Origin of the sequence: Nostoc sp. (genome assembly GCF_036917575.1) — a bacterium.
Classification (GTDB): Bacteria; Cyanobacteriota; Cyanobacteriia; order Cyanobacteriales; family Nostocaceae; genus Nostoc.
This window is the reverse complement of the sequence record NZ_JBALDC010000054.1, coordinates 1-18,596: the sequence shown is the minus strand read 5'-3', so window position 1 is coordinate 18,596 and position 18,596 is coordinate 1. Positions and strand designations below refer to the sequence as shown.

At 41.4% G+C, this 18,596-nt stretch carries 17 protein-coding genes and 1 pseudogene; 7 read left to right on the top strand and 11 right to left on the bottom strand.

Annotated elements, in window-relative coordinates; translation table 11 throughout:
* Positions 1-145: 145 nt before the first annotated feature.
* Positions 146-1,465, bottom strand: a complete 1,320-nt coding sequence (locus V7K79_RS16190; protein WP_335049029.1) for an ABC transporter substrate-binding protein — start codon at positions 1,463-1,465, stop codon at positions 146-148.
* A gap of 149 nt (positions 1,466-1,614) precedes the next feature.
* Here V7K79_RS16190 and V7K79_RS16185 point away from each other — a divergent pair, with 149 nt between their 5' ends.
* A complete protein-coding gene (locus V7K79_RS16185; protein ID WP_335049028.1) occupies positions 1,615-2,358 on the top strand; it encodes a class I SAM-dependent methyltransferase in 744 nt (247 codons plus the stop codon).
* Between the two features lie 120 nt (positions 2,359-2,478).
* On the top strand, positions 2,479-3,525 hold the full coding sequence (locus tag V7K79_RS16180) for a glycosyltransferase family 4 protein (RefSeq protein ID WP_335049027.1): 1,047 nt from the start codon (positions 2,479-2,481) through the stop codon (positions 3,523-3,525).
* A 28-nt stretch (positions 3,526-3,553) separates the two neighbouring features.
* On the opposite strand, the gene V7K79_RS16175 is transcribed toward V7K79_RS16180, so the two are convergent.
* Together V7K79_RS16175 and dacB are read right to left on the bottom strand one after the other, a co-directional pair.
* On the bottom strand, positions 3,554-4,450 hold the full coding sequence (locus tag V7K79_RS16175) for a S66 peptidase family protein (RefSeq protein WP_335049026.1): 897 nt from the start codon (positions 4,448-4,450) through the stop codon (positions 3,554-3,556).
* A 29-nt stretch (positions 4,451-4,479) separates the two neighbouring features.
* On the bottom strand, positions 4,480-5,955 hold the full coding sequence (gene dacB / locus V7K79_RS16170) for a D-alanyl-D-alanine carboxypeptidase/D-alanyl-D-alanine endopeptidase (protein ID WP_335049025.1): 1,476 nt from the start codon (positions 5,953-5,955) through the stop codon (positions 4,480-4,482).
* A gap of 231 nt (positions 5,956-6,186) precedes the next feature.
* On the opposite strand from dacB, the gene V7K79_RS16165 reads away from it, so the two are divergent.
* Entirely contained in the window at positions 6,187-6,783 is a 597-nt protein-coding gene (locus tag V7K79_RS16165) for a hypothetical protein (protein ID WP_335049024.1), read from the top strand.
* Between the two features lie 42 nt (positions 6,784-6,825).
* Here the strand turns inward: V7K79_RS16165 and V7K79_RS16160 are convergent, their stop codons facing one another.
* Positions 6,826-6,951, bottom strand: a complete 126-nt coding sequence (locus tag V7K79_RS16160) for a hypothetical protein (RefSeq protein WP_335049023.1) — start codon at positions 6,949-6,951, stop codon at positions 6,826-6,828.
* Positions 6,952-7,078: 127 nt separating this feature from the next.
* Here V7K79_RS16160 and V7K79_RS16155 point away from each other — a divergent pair, with 127 nt between their 5' ends.
* On the top strand, positions 7,079-10,372 hold the full coding sequence (locus tag V7K79_RS16155) for a two-partner secretion domain-containing protein (protein WP_335049022.1): 3,294 nt from the start codon (positions 7,079-7,081) through the stop codon (positions 10,370-10,372).
* A 74-nt stretch (positions 10,373-10,446) separates the two neighbouring features.
* Positions 10,447-10,575: a hypothetical protein gene (locus tag V7K79_RS16150; RefSeq protein ID WP_335049021.1), complete on the top strand. Its 129-nt coding sequence runs from the start codon at positions 10,447-10,449 to the stop codon at positions 10,573-10,575.
* Positions 10,576-10,581: 6 nt separating this feature from the next.
* Here V7K79_RS16150 and V7K79_RS16145 read toward each other — a convergent pair whose 3' ends face one another.
* The 4 genes from V7K79_RS16145 to V7K79_RS16130 are packed head-to-tail and all read right to left on the bottom strand — an operon-like array spanning position 10,582 to position 15,422.
* Complete coding sequence (locus V7K79_RS16145; protein ID WP_335049020.1) at positions 10,582-11,370, bottom strand: DUF928 domain-containing protein; 789 nt, start codon at positions 11,368-11,370, stop codon at positions 10,582-10,584.
* 12 nt (positions 11,371-11,382) lie between these two features.
* Positions 11,383-13,761 carry a CHASE2 domain-containing protein gene (locus V7K79_RS16140; RefSeq protein WP_335049019.1) on the bottom strand — a complete coding sequence of 793 codons (2,379 nt, stop codon included), beginning with the start codon at positions 13,759-13,761 and terminating at the stop codon, positions 11,383-11,385.
* A 23-nt stretch (positions 13,762-13,784) separates the two neighbouring features.
* The gene (locus V7K79_RS16135) at positions 13,785-14,750 is read right to left on the bottom strand and encodes a DUF1822 family protein (protein ID WP_335049018.1); all 966 of its coding nucleotides are present in this window, start codon (positions 14,748-14,750) and stop codon (positions 13,785-13,787) included.
* A gap of 33 nt (positions 14,751-14,783) precedes the next feature.
* On the bottom strand, positions 14,784-15,422 hold the full coding sequence (locus tag V7K79_RS16130; protein ID WP_335049017.1) for a sigma-70 family RNA polymerase sigma factor: 639 nt from the start codon (positions 15,420-15,422) through the stop codon (positions 14,784-14,786).
* A gap of 277 nt (positions 15,423-15,699) precedes the next feature.
* Between V7K79_RS16130 and V7K79_RS16125 the strand changes: the two genes are divergently transcribed.
* Entirely contained in the window at positions 15,700-16,266 is a 567-nt protein-coding gene (locus tag V7K79_RS16125) for an ABC transporter transmembrane domain-containing protein (RefSeq protein ID WP_335049016.1), read from the top strand.
* A gap of 60 nt (positions 16,267-16,326) precedes the next feature.
* Positions 16,327-16,722 (top strand): hypothetical protein, encoded by a 396-nt coding sequence (locus tag V7K79_RS16120; RefSeq protein WP_335049015.1) that lies wholly within the window; start codon positions 16,327-16,329, stop codon positions 16,720-16,722.
* A gap of 50 nt (positions 16,723-16,772) precedes the next feature.
* Here V7K79_RS16120 and V7K79_RS16115 read toward each other — a convergent pair whose 3' ends face one another.
* From V7K79_RS16115 to V7K79_RS16105, 3 genes and pseudogenes are all read right to left on the bottom strand, one after another.
* The gene (locus V7K79_RS16115) at positions 16,773-17,660 is read right to left on the bottom strand and encodes a hypothetical protein (protein WP_335049014.1); all 888 of its coding nucleotides are present in this window, start codon (positions 17,658-17,660) and stop codon (positions 16,773-16,775) included.
* A 49-nt stretch (positions 17,661-17,709) separates the two neighbouring features.
* Entirely contained in the window at positions 17,710-18,219 is a 510-nt protein-coding gene (locus tag V7K79_RS16110; protein ID WP_335049013.1) for a hypothetical protein, read from the bottom strand.
* 224 nt (positions 18,220-18,443) lie between these two features.
* Positions 18,444-18,596, bottom strand: a pseudogene (locus V7K79_RS16105) (photosystem II q(b) protein); the annotation flags it as partial.

The window sequence follows — 18,596 nt, the reverse complement described above, 5'->3', positions numbered from 1 at the left end:
GCAACACATTCAAACCCCCAAACCCAGATATAATCAGCTTTCTTAATTACGAATTAGGAATTGGTATTAGTTGTGTACTCAAGTCACTGCACCCCAAAGGATACAACCAGTTCTTTAATCTTTAGTACCCAATACCCAGTCCCATTTATTTGTCATCCCAAATCAGCTCTAAACGCTCTTGTGATATCTTTAGGGCTTTTTCCGCAGACTCTCCTAACAATGTAGCTTCTATAGCTCGACCAAGACTGTCAGAAAGACGGTTATATCCAGCAATAATCGGTCTAGCGCCAGCCAGAGGAATTTGTTCCACAAACATTTTTAACAAAGGTTTTTGGTTGATGAATTGCTGATAAGCTTCACTTTGAGTAGCTTTAAGGTTAACTGGTAAAAAACCGGTTCCCATACTCCATTCTATTTGGAATTCTTCACTCAATACATACTCTAAAAATTTGAGTACAGCTTGCTCTCTTGCTGGTGTGGTCTTCATTAAATAGATATTTCCAGTAGCTGTCACTGTAGCAGGTTTTATATTTGTAGGTATAGGAAATACGTTAAAATCAACATTAGATTTTATTATATAAGTCCAAGGCCCTGTGATTTGCATAGCAACGCGACCTGCAATAAAAGCGTCTTCTTCATAACCTCGCTCTGGAGAAGAAAGTGTTGCTGAACCATCTTTTAATAAGTCTTGCCAAAATTGTAACGCTGCGATCGCTCCTGGATTCGTCAAATTCGGACGGTTATTGGTAACAACTTCTCCGCCAGCACTTAATAAAAAGGGGAACCAACTAAAGACAGTCCATTCTTCCTTTCCTAAAGGCAGTAACATTCCGTACTGTTCAGGTCGATTGTCGCCATTGGTGTCTATAGTCAATTTTTTGGCAACTTCCCTCAACTCTTCCCAAGTCTTAGGAATTTGCGTAATTCCCGCAGCTTGGAAAAGTTTAGGTCGGTAAAAAATGCCTAAATTGCTTGTGTAGAGGGGGATTGACCAAAGATGACCGTCTAATTTTAATTCTTCCCATAGGTTGGGGTTAATTTCCGACTTCAATGGCGATTTATCTAGCCATTTTTCTAAAGGCTGAATTGCCCCTAGTTCGATAAACTGACCTGTCAATTGAGGGTCGAATGATAGAATATCTGGAGGCGCATTGCCCACAACTGCTGTTAATATTTTTGGCAATTGGGGTTGGCCTATGAAGATAGATTCTACCTGAACATCAGTATGAGTCTGATTAAATTTATCTACTAGTTTGTTAAACACATCCCGATTAGTAGGGGGATTGATTGATTGCCATAGATTCAGGTGAATTACTTCGTCATTCTTCTCAACTGTCCCCTGACAACCAGATAAAAATATCAAAAATATGCTCAGAATAATTCCCATCAGCGAAAACCGCCAAATAGAATTGGTCAACTGGCGAGAAAAATTTGGAATTTGGAATTGGAAAAGGGTAACTTTCATATCAACTTTTAGATTTGTTGGGCATCTATCACTTCACCAAAATAGTGCTGATTAAAAAGTAAAATTAATGTTTACAAGTGCTAAGAAGTTAAACTAATAAATATTTATTGTATAATATGATGCGTTAGTTTTCTTGCAACATAACTTTTATGGTAAATTCTACCACGCCTTTTTTATTAAGTAGCTTTTTAGAAAATTCATTTTATTTCAAGCATCATCTACAAGATTTTTTACATTTAGATCCAGAAACTATAGAGACAAAGTTAGCAGCAGCACAAGAAGAAATAAAAAACTTAGTACACAAAGATTTTAATTGGCAAGAAGCAAGTGCTTTCTATCGCGATCAAGTAGGAGAACTTTACTTATTTGAATTGGGGGCTTGGCATCTGTCAAGTCATGAGTATATTGGAGATATGTTACGGTTGATTGCAGATTTTGCCCAAGGTCGAGTGTTAGATTTTGGTGGTGGAATAGGAACTCATGCCCTTGGCGCTGCTCTTTGCCCAAAAGTTGAGCAAGTAATTTATTATGATATTAATCCCATCAATCGTGATTTTGTTCAGTATCGAACTGAGAAAATGGGACTGGACAAAAAAATAGTTTTTGCTCTGGAAATGCCTGAAAAAGATAAATTTGATACGATTTTGTGCTTTGATGTTTTAGAACATCTGTTAGATCCTAGCCAGCAGTTATTACAATTTTATCAAGCTTTGAACTCTGAAGGTAAGATGATAGTGAATTGGTATTTCTTTAAAGGTTTTAATCAAGAATATCCTTTTCATTTAAATGATCCTAAAGTAGTAGAAAGATTTTTCCATACACTTCAGAGTAACTTTTTAGAAGTTTTTCACCCTTATCTGATTACAACTCGCTGTTACCGTAAGCAGAGTTGAATTTAATTTCATGTCTTTTAGGGAGAGCCATAGCCAAACTTAATAAGTACGTTATTTAGGTGAAAAAATGATGTTTATGAAAATATATTAACGACGAAAATGCACCAGAAGTTATTATTTATGTCTACACCAATGGGTGCGTTAGGTTCAGGATTGGGAGGCGGAGTAGAGTTGACCTTATCTAATCTTGCTACAGAGATGGTGCGACGAGGACATCAATTAGAAATTGTTGCACCACAGGGTTCTGTCAGTAATTCATTACCTATTAAAGAAATCTCTGGAGAACTAATACATATACCAGCTCAAAATCAGAGTCGTGGCGATCCGATTTTGCTGCATAAAAATTCTGTTTTAGCGAATATGTGGGATTATGCTCGTCAAGTGCAAGCAGATTATGATCTGATTGTAAATTTTGCTTATGATTGGCTGCCATTGTATCTAACACCCTTTTTTAACTTTCCCATCGCACATCTGATCAGTATGGGTTCTTTAACAGATGTTATGGATCAGATTATTGAACAAGTAGCAATTAGTTTTCCGAATACTATCGGTGTTCACAGTCAAACACAGGCAGCTACTTTTACATTTGCACAACGGTGTATTTGTCTGCTAAATGGTTTGGATTTATCTATTTATAAATTTTGTCCCAAACCAACTAACAGCTTGGCGTGGGTAGGTAGAATAGCTCCGGAAAAAGGGCTAGAAGATGCAGTAGCAGCAGCAGAAATCACTGGTATTACACTAAAAATATTCGGTTTGAAACAGGATATATCTTACTGGGAGAAAATTTGTCAAGAATACCCTAATGCTCCCATCGAATATGTGGGATTTTTATCAACGATTGAGCTACAAAAAAAGTTAGGTCAATGTCGAGGACTTTTAGTAACTCCTCGTTGGGTAGAAGCATTTGGAAATGTAGCAATAGAAGCACTTGCTTGTGGAGTGCCTTTAATTGCTTACCGTCGGGGTGGTTTAACAGAAATTGTCCAAGAAGGCAAAACTGGCTTTTTGGTGGAACCTGATAGTGTTCAAGGTTTAGTAGAAGCGATTAAGCATTTAGATGAAATTGACCGCCAAGCTTGTCGCCAGCAAGCAGAAACTTTATACTCTTTAAAAGCTATGGGCGATCGCGTAGAACAATGGTTTCAAAAAATCCTGAAAAACTGATATAGTACCAATCAATATCTGCGCTCAACTATGGCGCAATCGCTAATATTCCCGCATCCCCATCTAAAGTTACCTCTACACCCACTGGTAAGGCTGCATTGGGATTATCATGGCCAAAAGGCAAATCAGAGACAATGGGAATACCCAAATCGCCCAAGCGATCGCGCAATACTTCTTCTACACTAAAACTAGATATAGTTGGTGGCGCTTCACAGCGAGTAAAACCACCCAAGGCAATACCGCAGACTTGAGACAAAGCACCGCTCAAACGCCACTGTGTCAGCATTCTGTCAATCCGATAAGGTGCTTCGGTAACATCTTCCAACGCCAGAATTACACCATCTAGATGTGGCAGGATTGGTGTACCTAAAAGGTGAGTAGCCACCGTGAGATTCCCTGGTAACAAAGTACCATTAACTACACCACCACCCCAACCGCAACCTTTTAGAGGGGTGAAAGAACCACCTTCAACCCAATCGAATAATCGCTTAATTGACCAATCTGGCTCATCTGCCAAAGTTGTCATTACAGGGCCGTGAACGCCGGAAATTCCTGCTGTATAAAGGCTCCATAATAAAGCTGTGATATCAGAAAAGCCTATCAGCCACTTGGGAAGCGCTGAGGTTGACCAATTCCAATCTTCTAAGATGCGGGTGCTGCCAAAACCACCTCTGGCACAGAGAATACCACGACAATCAGGATCTTGCCATGCTGCTGCTAGCTGTTGACGGCGATTTTCGTCTGTTCCAGCTAAATAACCATATTTGTCATCTATCTGAGGACTGACCTGTAACTGATAACCACGCGCTCGCCAAATTTCTAGACTTCGTTCAAATTCCTTGAATTCTCGCAAAGCACCACTAGGAGCAATTACTCGTAGTAAGTCTCCAGGTTTCAGGGGCGGTGGTAAGATTTTGGCTGGCATGAAACAAGTTAGGAGTGAAAAGTATCATATTAACAATGCTGCAACTGTGTTAACAACACAACAACCTCATCAATTGCCTGCCGTATAACTGTTGCAGACTGATTCGACTGATTGACGATAATACTAAAAACTAGCGGCTCATACTTCGGCGCATTCATATATCCAGATAGAGAAACTACACCCGTTAACGTACCTGTTTTTGCTTGCACAATGCCCTCAGCAGGTGTATCTTGAAAGCGGCCTTTCAGAGTTCCACTTTTACCAGCCACGGGTAAAGATGCACGATATATATATGCTGTTGGGGTTTTTGCCATTCCCCGCAGAGTTTGCACAAAAGCTTCTGGTGTCACTAAGTCACGACGTGATAAACCGGAACCATCCACTAAAATATAATTTGCTGGATCGACTCCCAACTTAGTTAAACTTGCTTTGACAACCTCCAAACCGACATCAGCACTAGTCTGATTTTTCAGTCTGATTTTTTTCACAGCTAATGCTCTCAGCAATGCTTCAGCATAAAGATTATTACTATTCTGAAGAGTTTCTGCTAATAATTCAGCTAAAGGTGGCGACTCTACAAATGCTATTTCTCCTTGATTCACACCACCATTTGCTACTAATGTTTGTCCCAAACTAATTTTTTCTGTTGCTAAGGCAGTACGGAAGCGTCGTAAGAAGTAATAATTAGGATCGACTACGGGCAAATCTATTAAAGAGGGTTCAGAATTTGTTGTCAGTTGTCCTTGAATTTGTAATACTGTTCCTGACAATTGGCGGGTGACATTGACATAGGTTGGTTGATTTTGGGGAACGGTTACTGACTGATTAATTATCCGCCACTGTTTCGCTTCGCCAGGATCGAGCCACAACACTTGCAAAGATTTACCTACAGCTTGCGGTACAAGTTTGAAGCTAAAAGTATTTTGATTCAGAATAAAGCTGCTGACTGGTACGCCATCACTTGACTGCACATCTTCCCATTGCCAGGTGGGATTAACAATATCACCTTGAATATAACTATCATCAGCAATCAACTGCTGAATTTGGCTAATACCTTTCTGTTTTAACTGTTGTGCCAATTTTTGTAGTTCAGTATCACTCAAACTAGGATCTCCCCTGCCAACAACACGTAAAACACCATTACCATTCTGATAAATAGAGGTGCGAATCCGAAAATTAGCACCCAATTCCTGCAATGCAGCTGCTGTTGTCAGCAATTTAAGGTTAGACGCAGGAATAAAATATTTCTGAGCATCTCGACTGTAAAGAGTTTGTCCAGTTGACAGAGGTTGTATTAAAATTCCCCAGCGCCCTCGACTAAATAAGGGACGATTGATTACAGCATCTATCGCTGTTCCCAGTTGGCTAGAGCAAATTGATTTTGTGTTGGTTGTTGGTGCAACTAGGGTTTGTGCTTTCGCAACCCTAGAACTAAATCCTATTTGGCTAGTCAAAAATATTAATAAAACACCTAGTGGTTGATTAAAAGTCTTAAGTTTCACCAATTTTTCTTATCCCAAAGACAGATATTTTTACCTTGCAAACAATTTCTTTCCGGAGAGAGAAGAATTAGCTCAGTAAAGTTACTTAATTAGTATAGGGAAGATGTTCACATGTTTCATATATAGGCGATGTCTACAACGGGCTGCGCCTACGCACAGAAATAATTTATGGGACTACAAAATAGAAACCCAAGTCAACCTGCATATACAGAAATACGAAATTGAGGCAACGGCGTGAGTACATTTTTATCTGGTGTAGCTGTATTACTTTCTACTTTGGCTTTGGGATGTAGCGGCTATGTAGCTTATGAAGTTTTCACGTTACGGCAGACACTAAATACTACTAGTACAGCCAGTAACACCATTCCCACTCCAGTGCCAAATTTTACAGTTACAACTTCTCCACAAGCAACGGCCTCACCATCCTCAGCTAGTACAACTTCAGCAATTAGCCCTGGTCAATTTGTGCAGCCCGCTTTTGGTAAAAAGGCAGAAGTTGAGTTACTTTCAGCAAAACGCATTAAAGATCCAGAAACTGGAAACCGTGATGTGGTAAATGTGCAAATGCGTATTCGTCGCCTTGCCACAGACGGAATTGTTGGTAGCGATATTATATCGGTTGCTAGTACAACAGCCCGCAATCCTGACACTAGCGTAACCTACAAAGGAGTTGCTCTTAATCGCTCAACAGGAAGCGTTTCTTTGTTCCCAGTACGTCCACAAGCCTCCGCAGATGCTTATATCTGGCTAAGAGTTCCCGATGGTATTAATAATTTGGACATTTTTGTACCAGATACAGCTGCATTTAAAAATGTACCAATTTCCTTTTAGCTAGCTAACTAATCAGATTGCAATCTGGTTTTTTTCATCGATCTACAATGCCATTGCATCGGCTAACAATGCGATTGCATCGGCTGACAATGCGATTGTATCGGCTGACAATGCGATCGCATCGAGTGATGAATTATGTTGTATAAATTTATGTAAAGAAATTAGCAAGTTTTGCGTAAAATTAAGGCGATCGCAACAGAGAATTATCCAGAGGTGACTTCAACCACTGTAAACCCACATTAGTGGTGTGAAATAACCAAAAGTTCCGCAGCTGCTGTTTGCTTAGAGGGGTGCAATGTCTAAGATAAATATTCGTTGGGGCTGGTTTATCGGAATTGTAATATGTGGTTTAAGCGTTTGGAGTCCAAATTGCGCTTTTGCCGAAATTATCCCAGATGGCACTTTGCCTAATAACTCTAGTGTCAAATTAGAGGGGAACAACAGCATCATTGAAGGAGGAACCCAAGCAGGTGGCAACTTGTTCCACAGCTTTCGGGAGTTTTCTGTTCCTCCTAACGGCGCTGCTTTATTTAATAATGCTGCGGATATTCAAAATATTATCAGTCGCGTAACGGGTGGATCAGCTTCTCAGATTGATGGGTTAATTCGCGCTCATGGTGCGGCTAATTTGTTTTTGATAAATCCTTGGGGGATTATTTTTGGCAAGGATGCGAGGCTAAATATTGGTGGTTCGTTTGTTGCAACTACAGCCAATGCACTGCAATTTGGAAATATCGGATTTTTTAGCGCGACACAAAAAAATATCCCTTCACCCTTGTTGACTATTAATCCTTCAGCATTGCTGTTTAATCAGATTAATCAAAACGCCGCGATTCAAAATAGCTCAGTTGCATTTGCAGGACAAGATCCAGCAGGTTTAAACGCATTTGGTTTACGAATACCAAATGGTAAAAGTTTGCTGCTAGTCGGTGGTAATGTCAGCATAGATGGGGGACGATTAAATGCTAATGGTGGACGAGTTGAGTTAGGAGGGTTGGCCCAAGCTGGTACTGTAGCGTTGGATGTAGATAGCGATAATCTCAGCTTGAGATTTCCTGAGAATGTAGCGCGATCTGAGGTATCCCTTACTAATAGTTCAGGTGTATTTGTAACTGGGGCTGGTGGCGGTAATATTGCAGTCAATGCCTCTAATCTAGAGATTTTAGGAGGAAGTCTTTTAAGTGCTGGTATTGGGCAAGGTTTGGGAACATCTGAAACCGTTGCAGGAGATATTACGCTGAATGCTACTGGCTCAATCAAAGTTGCTGGTGGAAGCACAGTTCGCAATCTTGTGCGCTTCGGGTCACTTGGCAATGGGGGTAACATTACTATTGACTCTGGTTCATTTTTGTTACGAGATGGCGCTCAACTTACTGCCTCAACATTTGGACAAGGGAATACGGGGAATGTGACAGTGAGTGCAAAAAATGCTGTTTCCCTTGCAGATAATGTTGCCATCCTCAGTACAGTAGAAGCTTATGGTATAGGTAAGGGTGGAAATATCAACATCAATGCTACAACACTATCACTAATTGATCGCGCTCAATTGCTAACCCTTATTCGTGGTGCATCTGATCCCCAGATGGCAGGACGGGGGGATGCGGGGAATGTCAATATTAATGTTACTGGGTCAGTTGATATTGCTAATGGGAAAAACGGTTTAAGTGGGATTGGCAGCTTTATGGAAACTGGGACAGAAGGCAATGGGGGTAATATTACTATTGATTCTGGTTCACTCTCGTTACGAGATGGTGCTCAACTTACTGCCTTAACTTCGGGACTTGGGAATGCGGGGAATGTGACAGTGCGGGCACGAGATGCTGTTTCCCTCGCTGGTAATACTTATATCTTCAGTACAGTGGAAGCAGGAGGTGTAGGTAAGGGTGGCAATATCGACATCAATGCTGCAACATTATCACTAATTGATGGCGCTCAACTTACTGCCTCAACTTCGGGACTTGGGAATGCGGGGAATGTGACAGTGCGGGCACGAGATGCTGTTTCCCTTGCAAAGGGTGACATTCTCAGCACGGTGGAAGCAGAAGGTTTAGGTAAGGGTGGCAATATCGACATCAATGCTGCAACATTATCACTAATTGATGGCGCTCAATTGCTAACCGTTACTCGTGAAGCATTTGCTACCCAGCCAGCAGAACGGCGGGATGCGGGGAATGTCAATATTTATGTTACTGGGTCAGTTGATATTGCTGGTGGGAAAAGTGGAATTAGCAGCAGGGTAGAAACTGGGACAGTTGGCAATGGGGGTAATATTACTATCGACTCTGGTTCATTCTCGTTACGCGATCGCGCTGGAATTACTACCTTAACTTCAGGACAAGGGAATGCGGGGAATGTGATAGTGCGGGCACTCAATACTGTTTCCCTTGCAAATAATGCTGGCATCCTCAGTACGGTGGAAGCAGGAGGTGTAGGTAAGGGAGGCAATATCGACATTAATGCTGCAACCCTCTCGCTAAAAGATGGCGTTGTACTGCTTTCTGCCTCAACTTCGGGACTTGGGAATGCAGGGAATGTGACAGTAAATGCAAAAGATGCTGTTTTCCTTGCTGGTAATGCTGGCATCCTCAGTACGGTGGAAGCAGGAGGTGCAGGTAAAGGTGGCAATATCGACATCAATGCTGCAACGCTATCGCTAATTGATGGCGCTCAACTTACTGCCTCAACATTTGGACAAGGGAATGCAGGTGCAATTCAAGTGAATGCTGCTGCTAAAGTCACCATTTATAGCAATAATTCTAACTTTAACAGTGGCTTGTTCGTTAACTCCCAAAGTCCGACGGGTACTGCTGGAGATATTATCGTCACCTCACCTAGAGTTACCCTAGACAACAATGGCAAACTCAGCGCCATATCTGCATCAGGTAACGGTGGCGACATCAATTTACAAACTGATTTACTGCTTCTGCGTCGTGGCGCTTCCATTTCCACCTCCGCAGGCACAGCACAAGCTGGTGGTAATGGTGGCAACATTAATATTGATGCCCCGTCGGGCTTCATCGTTGCTGTCCCAAGCGAAGATAGCGACATTACTGCTAATGCTTACACAGGCAGTGGTGGGAGAATCAATATTCGAGCCTTTCGTATCTTAGGCATTCAACCCCGCTCTAACCCAACTTCTCTTTCGGACATCACCGCTAGTTCTGAGCTTGGTGTAAACGGCACTGTAGAACTTAACACGCCGAATATTGACCCTAACAGTGGCTTAGTCAATTTGCCAACTGTACCAGTTGATACCGAGATAGCACAGACTTGTCAAGCTGGTGGAAATTTAGCTAAAAGCAGTTTTACAATCACTGGACGCGGCGGTTTGCCTCCTAACCCAGGTGAACCTCTTAACACTGATGCAGTGCAGGTAGATTTAGTGAGTCTCAATCCAAACGGTGATAACCGCGATCGCTCCTTTGTTCCCAGCAAAATAACTACTCCCGCACCAGAACGCATCATAGAAGCTACTGGTTTGGCGCTAAACGAAAAAGGAGAAGTTATTCTGACAGCAAATCTTCCCACCACTACGCCCCATAGTCCTTGGTTGAAGCCTGCATCTTGTAGAGCAATTCCTAATTCGTAATTCGTAATTTCAGATTCGTCAGATTGCAATCTGGTTTTTTTCATCGATCTGCAATGGCATTGTATTGACTAACAATGCCATTGTTTCGACCTGCAATGGCATTGTATTGGCTGACAATGCGATCGCATCGCCTTACAATGCGATTGTATCGGCTGACAATGCGATCGCATCACCTTACAATCCCATTGCATCGACCTGCATAAATGAGCTTACCTTATCTCTTCCCCGGCATATTTCAAATTGCAGCACTCTACCTTTGGTTCAGTTACAAAATCATTCAAACCAACAGCTTGCAATAACGCCGTCCAAGAAGTATCTTGCGAATTGGGGCGACGCAATTCGCTAGCAGTACTCAGCGCTTCATACCAAATACCATTAGCCGCATAAAGGTTTACTTGCTGGCGTGGTGTTGCTTTTTCTAATTGAGTTTTTAAAGCAGGCTTTAGTTGCTCCCGTTTTACATAGCCTTCAACATTAGCAAAAGGTTGCTTATCCTTCTGACAGTAGATGTTAAAATACCAATGATATCGCTTACCTATCTCTAAAGGTGCTGCTTTTGAGGGCAAACGAAAGCTAACTACTCCTGGTGTCCCCGTTAAAGAAGTTTTATAAGCAGTTTGATTTTCTCCTTCATCTTCTAGCACAAACTCTCCAGATGCAAAGTCAGATGTATAAGGAACATAAAATAAGAAACTAGGATGCTCTGCGATCGTTGTTCCAAATACCAATTCTGAGTTTGAATAAATAGGTACTAAAGCTGTGAGCCGCTTTTGAGAAGAAGTCATCTGCTTATTCATATCCTGACTACAGCCACGACTACCTGCTTCCCCTCGCTTACCTGGTTCCCCGATGTCTGGTGGTGGGGGCGGCGCAGCGAAAATCAGTGATTGATTTAATTGTCGATTAGGGTTTTCAGGCTGTGCCTGCACTTGGATACAGCTAAGGAGTGATAAACTAATGGCGAGGAAAAGTTGAATCTTTTGCATAGATAATTTCATTTGTTTTATACCTCAAGTTGTCGAAATCAGTTGTCGCTGACCTTGTTGTGTAGATAGGTAAATCACTACTGTGCCAACAGTAAGCACTAAAACTAAGGTTGACGGAACTAAGGGAACCCAAATACCCTGATAAAAGAGAATTAAGCAAAGAATGTATAAGCCTCCAAGTACGCCTCCTGCCGTTAGCAATAGATATAGTCTGGAGCGATCGCGCCAAGTGAATGTCTGCGACACAGCGTAGCCAATCGCACCTCCAACTACAGACCAACTCCAAATCCATAACACTTCAACCCAAACAGGCAAAACTGATATTAAAGGTCGGCCATCAATTGCAGCACTCACCAGCTGACTCACCATTTGCGCTTGCAGAATCACTCCTGGTACTTCCTGAGAAGAACCCTGTTCGCTCATGTAAGGGGTAAGACTATAATCACGGAAGCTTTGGGCAGTAGTACCAATGAGAACAATTCGGTCTTTGACTTGTTCGGGGTTGACCTTTCCTCTGAGAACATCTGTGAGTGTGACTATAGGGGCAATTTCTAAAGGTGAACCTTGATAAGAGCGGTAATTAAGCAATATTTGATAACCCCCGATATCCACTTTTTGATAGCCGCCCATCTGCGATTCTGTTTTAAAGCCATTTTGCGATCGCAACCGTTTGAAAACGATGTTACCTAGCTGCAAATCTCCTTGGGGAGTGTATTTTGCAAAAATCCCTTTTTTCTCCAAATAGTGGAATGCCAGTTGGGCGTTAAGGGCGTAGCGTGCAGTACAAGGAGACGTTGGGTTAGCTGGCTGCATTGCCAATAAATGACGACGCAAAACATTGTCTGAGTCGGGAACAATATCACTAAATCCTTGGCGTTCTGATGGTACTTCTTTTGGAGGTGAAACTCCGGGATAGTTTTGGGTGCGATCGCTAACTTTGCAAATTGCAAACAAATTGTTATCAGTTTTCCAACGAGTGGTTAAAGAACCTTGGTTAAGTTGTACTGGTTCAGCACGATAAATATCCAAGCCAATAGTTCGCGCTTGGTACTGTGCAAGTTTATCTAACAGTCGCGCCAGTGCTAGATTTGACAGTGAGCCACTTCTTTGCTTCTGTTCTGGGAGGTCAAGATCGTCTTCAGTTACAGTGACGATCAATAAACGTGAATCTTGCTTTTCTTGTGGACGCGATCGCATAAATTTGTCATATAAGAGCAACTCCCATGTTTGCAATCCTCCTTGATGTCTGACCCCCAGTACACCAACAGTTATCAGCAAGCTCAACAGTAGCAAGGTTCCAAGGCGGCGAATGTTGGGAATTTGGGGCTTTGCCCAAGTCATTGGCACTACAGCATGATGTTCGCTAATTACTGGTAACCAACTTGCACCTGGATATTCCTTTTCTATTCCTTTGAGCCTTTGTCTGGCAGTGCGAACCGCACCATATATAGATTGTCCTGCTGAAAAAGCCTCTAGAAAATGCTTTAAAAATTTTTGGGCTACCAAGTCTGGCACTGGTTCCCGCATGACAATAATTTGCGGAATCTGTAAATCTTGTAGTTCTCGCGCTAATCCTAATCCATCACAGGAGTTGAAAATCGCTAATTGTAACCCGTTGGCAACAGCATTTCTCAAGGCATATCTGAGTTCATCAATTGTTAATTTATCTGTTTTATTAATATAGATGCAACTAGCTTCACCCTCACTCTTGCTATGACCTGCGAAAAATAAGATATTCCAAGGTTGTTTCCACAAATTGTCCTCGATGTCTGAATATTCAGGTTCTACTAAAAAAGTTGTAGTGGCATCAGGTAATTTCTCTAATAACTGGCGGTCTTGCTCTACATCAATATCTTTACTATCACCTAAAATTGCCAAAATTCTAATTTTATTTCTGCTTCTGGATGTCTGCAATGCGGCTGTTACTGGTTCTGATTCTGGAACACTGAGAACAACTTCCGCTTTCGGGTAATCTCGATCTATCAAATCCCACAAATGCCAGGGAAGTTTTTTGAGTTGCAAACAATGAGTGCGAATCAACACCCGCACTTCTTCATCTGGCATCAAGTGTTTAAGCCATTTTTCCCGCACGGGACGAAAAGACTCTGATAGCAACCAGTTATTTAGATGCTCCTGCACCTCATTAGCTTTTGTATTGCACTCCTGACGGCGCTGGGAAATAGAACCATCGTAAATAATTTTTTTGGCTTTGATGCGGGTAAATTTCCATAAGCTGCGATATGTGGACTGCCATTGGTCAATTGCTGTTTCCATATCTAGATTGGAGGGTAGCTTGCCAGTAATTTCTGTAGTCGGGCGTTTGCCCTCTTCTCCAATCTCCAGCGTTACCTGCACGCCTAAATGCAAATCGCCATCTAGCTTCAGCACAACTAACTTTCTCATTGGCAGTATCCCTGCTGTTGTCCTTAACAAATGACAAAATTTTCTGTGATGCTGATATCTCCCAGAACAAGTTTAACGCCGAAACGTTCTCCCACTTCACAACTAAATTCAAATTGAATATTCTTATTGCTGCTTCTTGTTTGAGCTTCCATCACAGATGCTCCTTCAAAATCCAGCACCATTAGATGGAGATTTGGTGGCAGATACTCTAGTCCATTTGTCGGATGTAATTCTACAATAATGTCCATTTCTTGCTCGTTATCTGGAGGTAAGGTAACGATTAAAATCACAGTACGTTCGCTCCAAAACTCTCCTAAATCAATCAACTTACCTCTACTAATAGAAGCACCATTGCCGCTTCTTATACTCAAAGCTGGACTGACACTTGGAGTACCTAAAAGAGTCTCAACCTCTTGCCACCCAGCTTCAAAAATATTCTCCAACCATTGCTTCAAATTAATTATATTCTGATTTAAGGTAAGCGAAGTATCAGCTATTTCAGCAACTTGAAACTGAGAAAGTTCCTCTAAATACTCCAAAAGATTATCTAAAGGTTGCAATTGGTTAATGGGTAAGAAATCAGTTTGTACTTGCTTGACAAATCCCAGCAGCGTTGCTTCTCTAAATGATTTGCTAATTTGCACAGCTACATAGCCAATTCGATTTGACTGTACTTCCGGCGGCACATAAACAAATTGTGCATCTTCTAATACTGGACGACATTCTAATAAGCCCAAGTTTTTTAGCGACAAATCAGCAACATCCATAAGTGTCTGTTGGATGACATTCCAACTATCACTTTTATGCAAGTCTGTCTCAAATCCCATACAACACAAATAATAATTTACGAACGACACAGACAAAGTATTGAGATAAACTTGTTCACCTTTTGCTTGCGTGGCTTGTTGTCTGCGTAACTCTTCTGCTCGGTGCCTTCCATCTACAGGTATCGGGGCTGAAAATGTTAAAACGTTGATGCTTTTACTCATATTTTTGCTTAGCTGATTAGATGATATTAAACATTAAATACATAAATATTCATGGAATTTAACAGCAAATTTTTCCAAACAACGTTGATAAAAACTATGAAGAGATGTGATTCCAATACCCCATTCTGCCGAAATTTCTTTCCAGGAAATGCCAGAACATCTTCTTTTAGCTATAGCTTGAAAATTTGCCTCTGGATGACCTTTGATATGTTCCTTGCAAAAAATTAAATCTGGATCGGTTTCTATACATTCTCTTACTTGTTCAAATAAAGACATAGGTTGAGATGAGGATATATTTTCCAGGTGAGAGTTTTCGAGATTTATTTCATTTTCTTTGCCGAGAATTTTGGGGATAGCCTCTGGAAAAAAACGTTTAGTTAATAGCATATTTATCCAAGTCATCACTTCGCCGCGTTCTGGGTTATACTTATTAATATTGTTATCTTGGCAAAGATAGAAAAATAAATTTTGTACTGCTTCATCATAGATATCTTGATACAATAGTTGAAATTGGCCTTTATAAGGACGAACAAGCTTGCCTGACTGCCAAATAGCATTAATCAAACGTGTTAAGGCTATCCGCTTTTCCTTAGTTAGGTGCGTGTATTGTTGGGCTGCGATCGCTAAGTCTTTAAGTTGTTCATCTAGTTGTTTTCTCCAGTCATTACTCATAAAAGACCTCGAATCAGAACGTACCAAGTTGCAAATTCATCTATATCTCATGTATTGATCGCGACTTTTACACAAACCAGCCACAATTGTTACAAAACTTTATACTCAGGCATTGAACTGAGGATTGGGAAGATTTGGCTTGGCGCGACACCAGATTCTTTAGTACTTATCTTACATTTTGTACTTCAGCCAGTAGTATAAAAACTACATTTTTTATAAAATCTAAAATTATAATTTGGACACCTAACTAAAATAGGGAGATTATCTAAAGGCGAAATTGTCGGAGAAACAGCTTTCATTGATACCCGTTTGCCTTTTGCAATTGTTGCTACAAGTTGGGTTGGGGTTACTGGTTGCAGCTTTTGGGACGGCAGTATTTCGGCTGGCTCAGGGATTTGCACTTTTGCGCGTGGAAACAATTTCGGATGCCTCTACTCAAGCTGCTGTGTGGGATCGGCTGCTAAACTTGCCAGTATCCTTTTTTCGCCAGTACACTACAGGGGATCTTCAGTCTCGTGTGACATCAATTAGTACAATCCGTCGCCTACTAAGTGGCACAACCCTGATTACTCTAATCACTGGTCTGTTCTCATTATTAAACTTAGGACTTTTGTTTTGCTACAGATGGAAATTAGCTTTAGTTGCTGTGGCTGTAGCAGTAGTTGTAATCACTGTTACTACACTCTCTGGTATGCTCCTCGTCCGTAAAGTTCGTCCACTGTTGGAAATAAAGGGAAATATCTTTGGGCAGACGGTGCAGCTAATCAATGGCATTTCTAAACTACATGTCGCTGGGGCCCAGGAGCGCGGTTTCGCTTCTTGGAGTAAAAATTACAGTCGGTAAATAAAACTAGAACTTAGCACCCAGAACGTTGAAGATGGTGTTGCCCTTTTTAATACAGTGATGCGGACGATAACTTCTGGCATCCTGTTTTGGTTTACCATCCAACAGCTTGAATCAGCCCAGACTACGGGTGCAATCGAATTGAGCATTGGGACTTTCCTGGCTTTTAACAGTGCGTTTGGTACTTTTATTAAAGGTGCCACAGACGTAAGCAATACAGTTACCGATGCTTTGCAAGTCATTCCCCAGTGGAAACGCGCTCAACCAATTTTAGAAACTATCCCGGAAGTGGAGCTGTGCAAAGCCGAGCCTGGTAAGCTCATGAGTAAAATTGCTGTGGTTCATGTCACGTTTCGCTACCGTCAAGATGAACCTGTAACCCTGGAAGAGATCAGTCTCCATGCAAAGCCTGGAGAGTTAGGACAAAGTTTACAGGTTAAAGGTAATAGGGAATAATTTGTCTCCTGTAACCTGTAACCTGTAACCTTCTTCAATCACCCACCAACCTAAATCTCAGCCACCGCCCGTTCAATCAAGCGACGTGCCAAAGTTTGCGTACCTGTGTGTTCATAATAATTTGTTGCTACATCCAGGAATGCCGCCAGGTAATCTAACTTGTCATCAGCAATATTGGTAAAACTTTGCAAGTTGTGGACAACCTTTTGTGGCGTTAAATTATTGGCGCTAACTAGCCCACTCATCCAACCTTTAACTGAGTCAAAGCTTTCGCCGATAAAGTTGAGTTTTCCAGCAGAATTGTTACCTGGAATAACATCTTTGATGTTTTGGAAAGTCGAGTTTTTTTCTAACTCTTGTGGATTTGTTTGATTCAGACCAGATATCGCTTTGCTAATAAAATCTGGGCCCAAAGGTATCAAACCATCAACACAAACTAACGCCACCATGCGGATCAGTGACTCACCACTATACTCACCTAAAGAGGCAACAAAATCCCCAATACTGTCTCCAGGAATGCCGTTAATTTGACAGAAGGCTACCAACTCAGCCACTAATTTTAATGTTAGATCGATAGTTTGGGCTTTATCAGGTTTGGGAGTGACAGAATTTAAAAAACCTAATAAAGGAATTTTTTCACCGACTTTGTTAGCTAAAGCTGCTGCACCAAGTGCTTTATCTGTACCATCAACAGTTTGATATAACCATAAGGCTGTTTGGTATCCTTGGGATTTATCGTTGAATAGATAAATCGCTCTTTCACCAATTTGCTGAATTAAATCTTCGTCGTCTTCGCCAGTGACTTTCTTAATAGTGTTGACAAAGCCGACGGTATTTTGCCACTCTCCAGGAGCAACAAAATCAAGGGACTTTAACAGAGAAACAGTCAAACCGCCGGTTGGTAATTGATCGACCAACTCAAAAATTGATTTACTCACAAAAATCTCCTGATTTGGGTTTTGTTATCTAAACGTTTGATAGTACAAATCATTTCAGGTTAGCTAGACGATTAAGATTAAACTTCTCTAACCAATCTGCGCGATCGCCAGCTGTAAATGATGGATCGCGAGAAAGTGCTTTTACTTGGTACTTACCCACTAAAATTGCAGTTTGCGTCTTACCAACTTCTATTGCAGGATAACCGCCAATTTTTTTAGTGCTTTTTGAGAACTTTGCTGCTGCACTAGGTGTACTAGTAGTATCAGAAATAGACAGCAATGCCATATCTTTACCGCCTTTTTTCAACTTCGCTTCTGCAAAGCCTTTTTTCTCTTGGGTATACACGCGCTGGTAGCCATCACCTGCATCAGGGAAAAGCTTATTAAATTCGCTACCTTGAGTTGCAGTCTTAGCGATTGATTGACCCTTTTTTTGTTGAGTGCTTTCTTTTTGCACCTGGTCAAAACGTCCAGGTGTTTTGGCATTACAAGCTGTTGTCAGTAGTATTACTGACAGCAACAAGGCGGCTACCATTCTACGCCTACGGTGTAAAATCATTCTTGGCTTCTCCTTGAACTTGAGCTTTGAGGCAATTATCTGCGCTGCTAGCAATTATTACCCGTAAAATTTACTTTTTGATAATTTATTTCCTAAGTTCTCAACTATAAAGGTCATTTTTGCACTACTTAACATAGCAATTAACCCAATGCAAAAACGCCCCCCCTTTCGGGAGAGCGTCTTTTATTTATAGAAAAGTGTTAAGAGCGTATCTCAGATTACGATTAACCGTTGATAGCAGGAGCACTTAGAGCTACAGGAGCAAGATCGCCAGCAGCTAAATCTAGAGGGAAGTTGTGAGCGTTACGCTCGTGCATTACTTCCATACCCAGGTTAGCGCGGTTGATTACATCTGCCCAAGTGCTGATGACGCGACC

Coding starts and splice junctions, on each gene's coding strand:
- V7K79_RS16140 (WP_335049019.1), bottom strand. CDS start 13,761: ATGAGAAAGTTAGTTGTGCTGAAGCTAGATGGCGATTTGCATTTAGGC.
- V7K79_RS16130 (WP_335049017.1), bottom strand. CDS start 15,422: ATGAGTAATGACTGGAGAAAACAACTAGATGAACAACTTAAAGACTTA.
- V7K79_RS16150 (WP_335049021.1), top strand. CDS start 10,447: ATGCCATTGTTTCGACCTGCAATGGCATTGTATTGGCTGACAATGCGA.
- V7K79_RS16180 (WP_335049027.1), top strand. CDS start 2,479: ATGTCTACACCAATGGGTGCGTTAGGTTCAGGATTGGGAGGCGGAGTA.
- V7K79_RS16175 (WP_335049026.1), bottom strand. CDS start 4,450: ATGCCAGCCAAAATCTTACCACCGCCCCTGAAACCTGGAGACTTACTA.
- V7K79_RS16190 (WP_335049029.1), bottom strand. CDS start 1,465: ATGAAAGTTACCCTTTTCCAATTCCAAATTCCAAATTTTTCTCGCCAG.
- V7K79_RS16110 (WP_335049013.1), bottom strand. CDS start 18,219: ATGATTTTACACCGTAGGCGTAGAATGGTAGCCGCCTTGTTGCTGTCA.
- V7K79_RS16120 (WP_335049015.1), top strand. CDS start 16,327: ATGCGGACGATAACTTCTGGCATCCTGTTTTGGTTTACCATCCAACAG.
- V7K79_RS16135 (WP_335049018.1), bottom strand. CDS start 14,750: ATGAGTAAAAGCATCAACGTTTTAACATTTTCAGCCCCGATACCTGTA.
- V7K79_RS16145 (WP_335049020.1), bottom strand. CDS start 11,370: ATGAAATTATCTATGCAAAAGATTCAACTTTTCCTCGCCATTAGTTTA.
- V7K79_RS16185 (WP_335049028.1), top strand. CDS start 1,615: ATGGTAAATTCTACCACGCCTTTTTTATTAAGTAGCTTTTTAGAAAAT.
- V7K79_RS16155 (WP_335049022.1), top strand. CDS start 7,079: ATGTCTAAGATAAATATTCGTTGGGGCTGGTTTATCGGAATTGTAATA.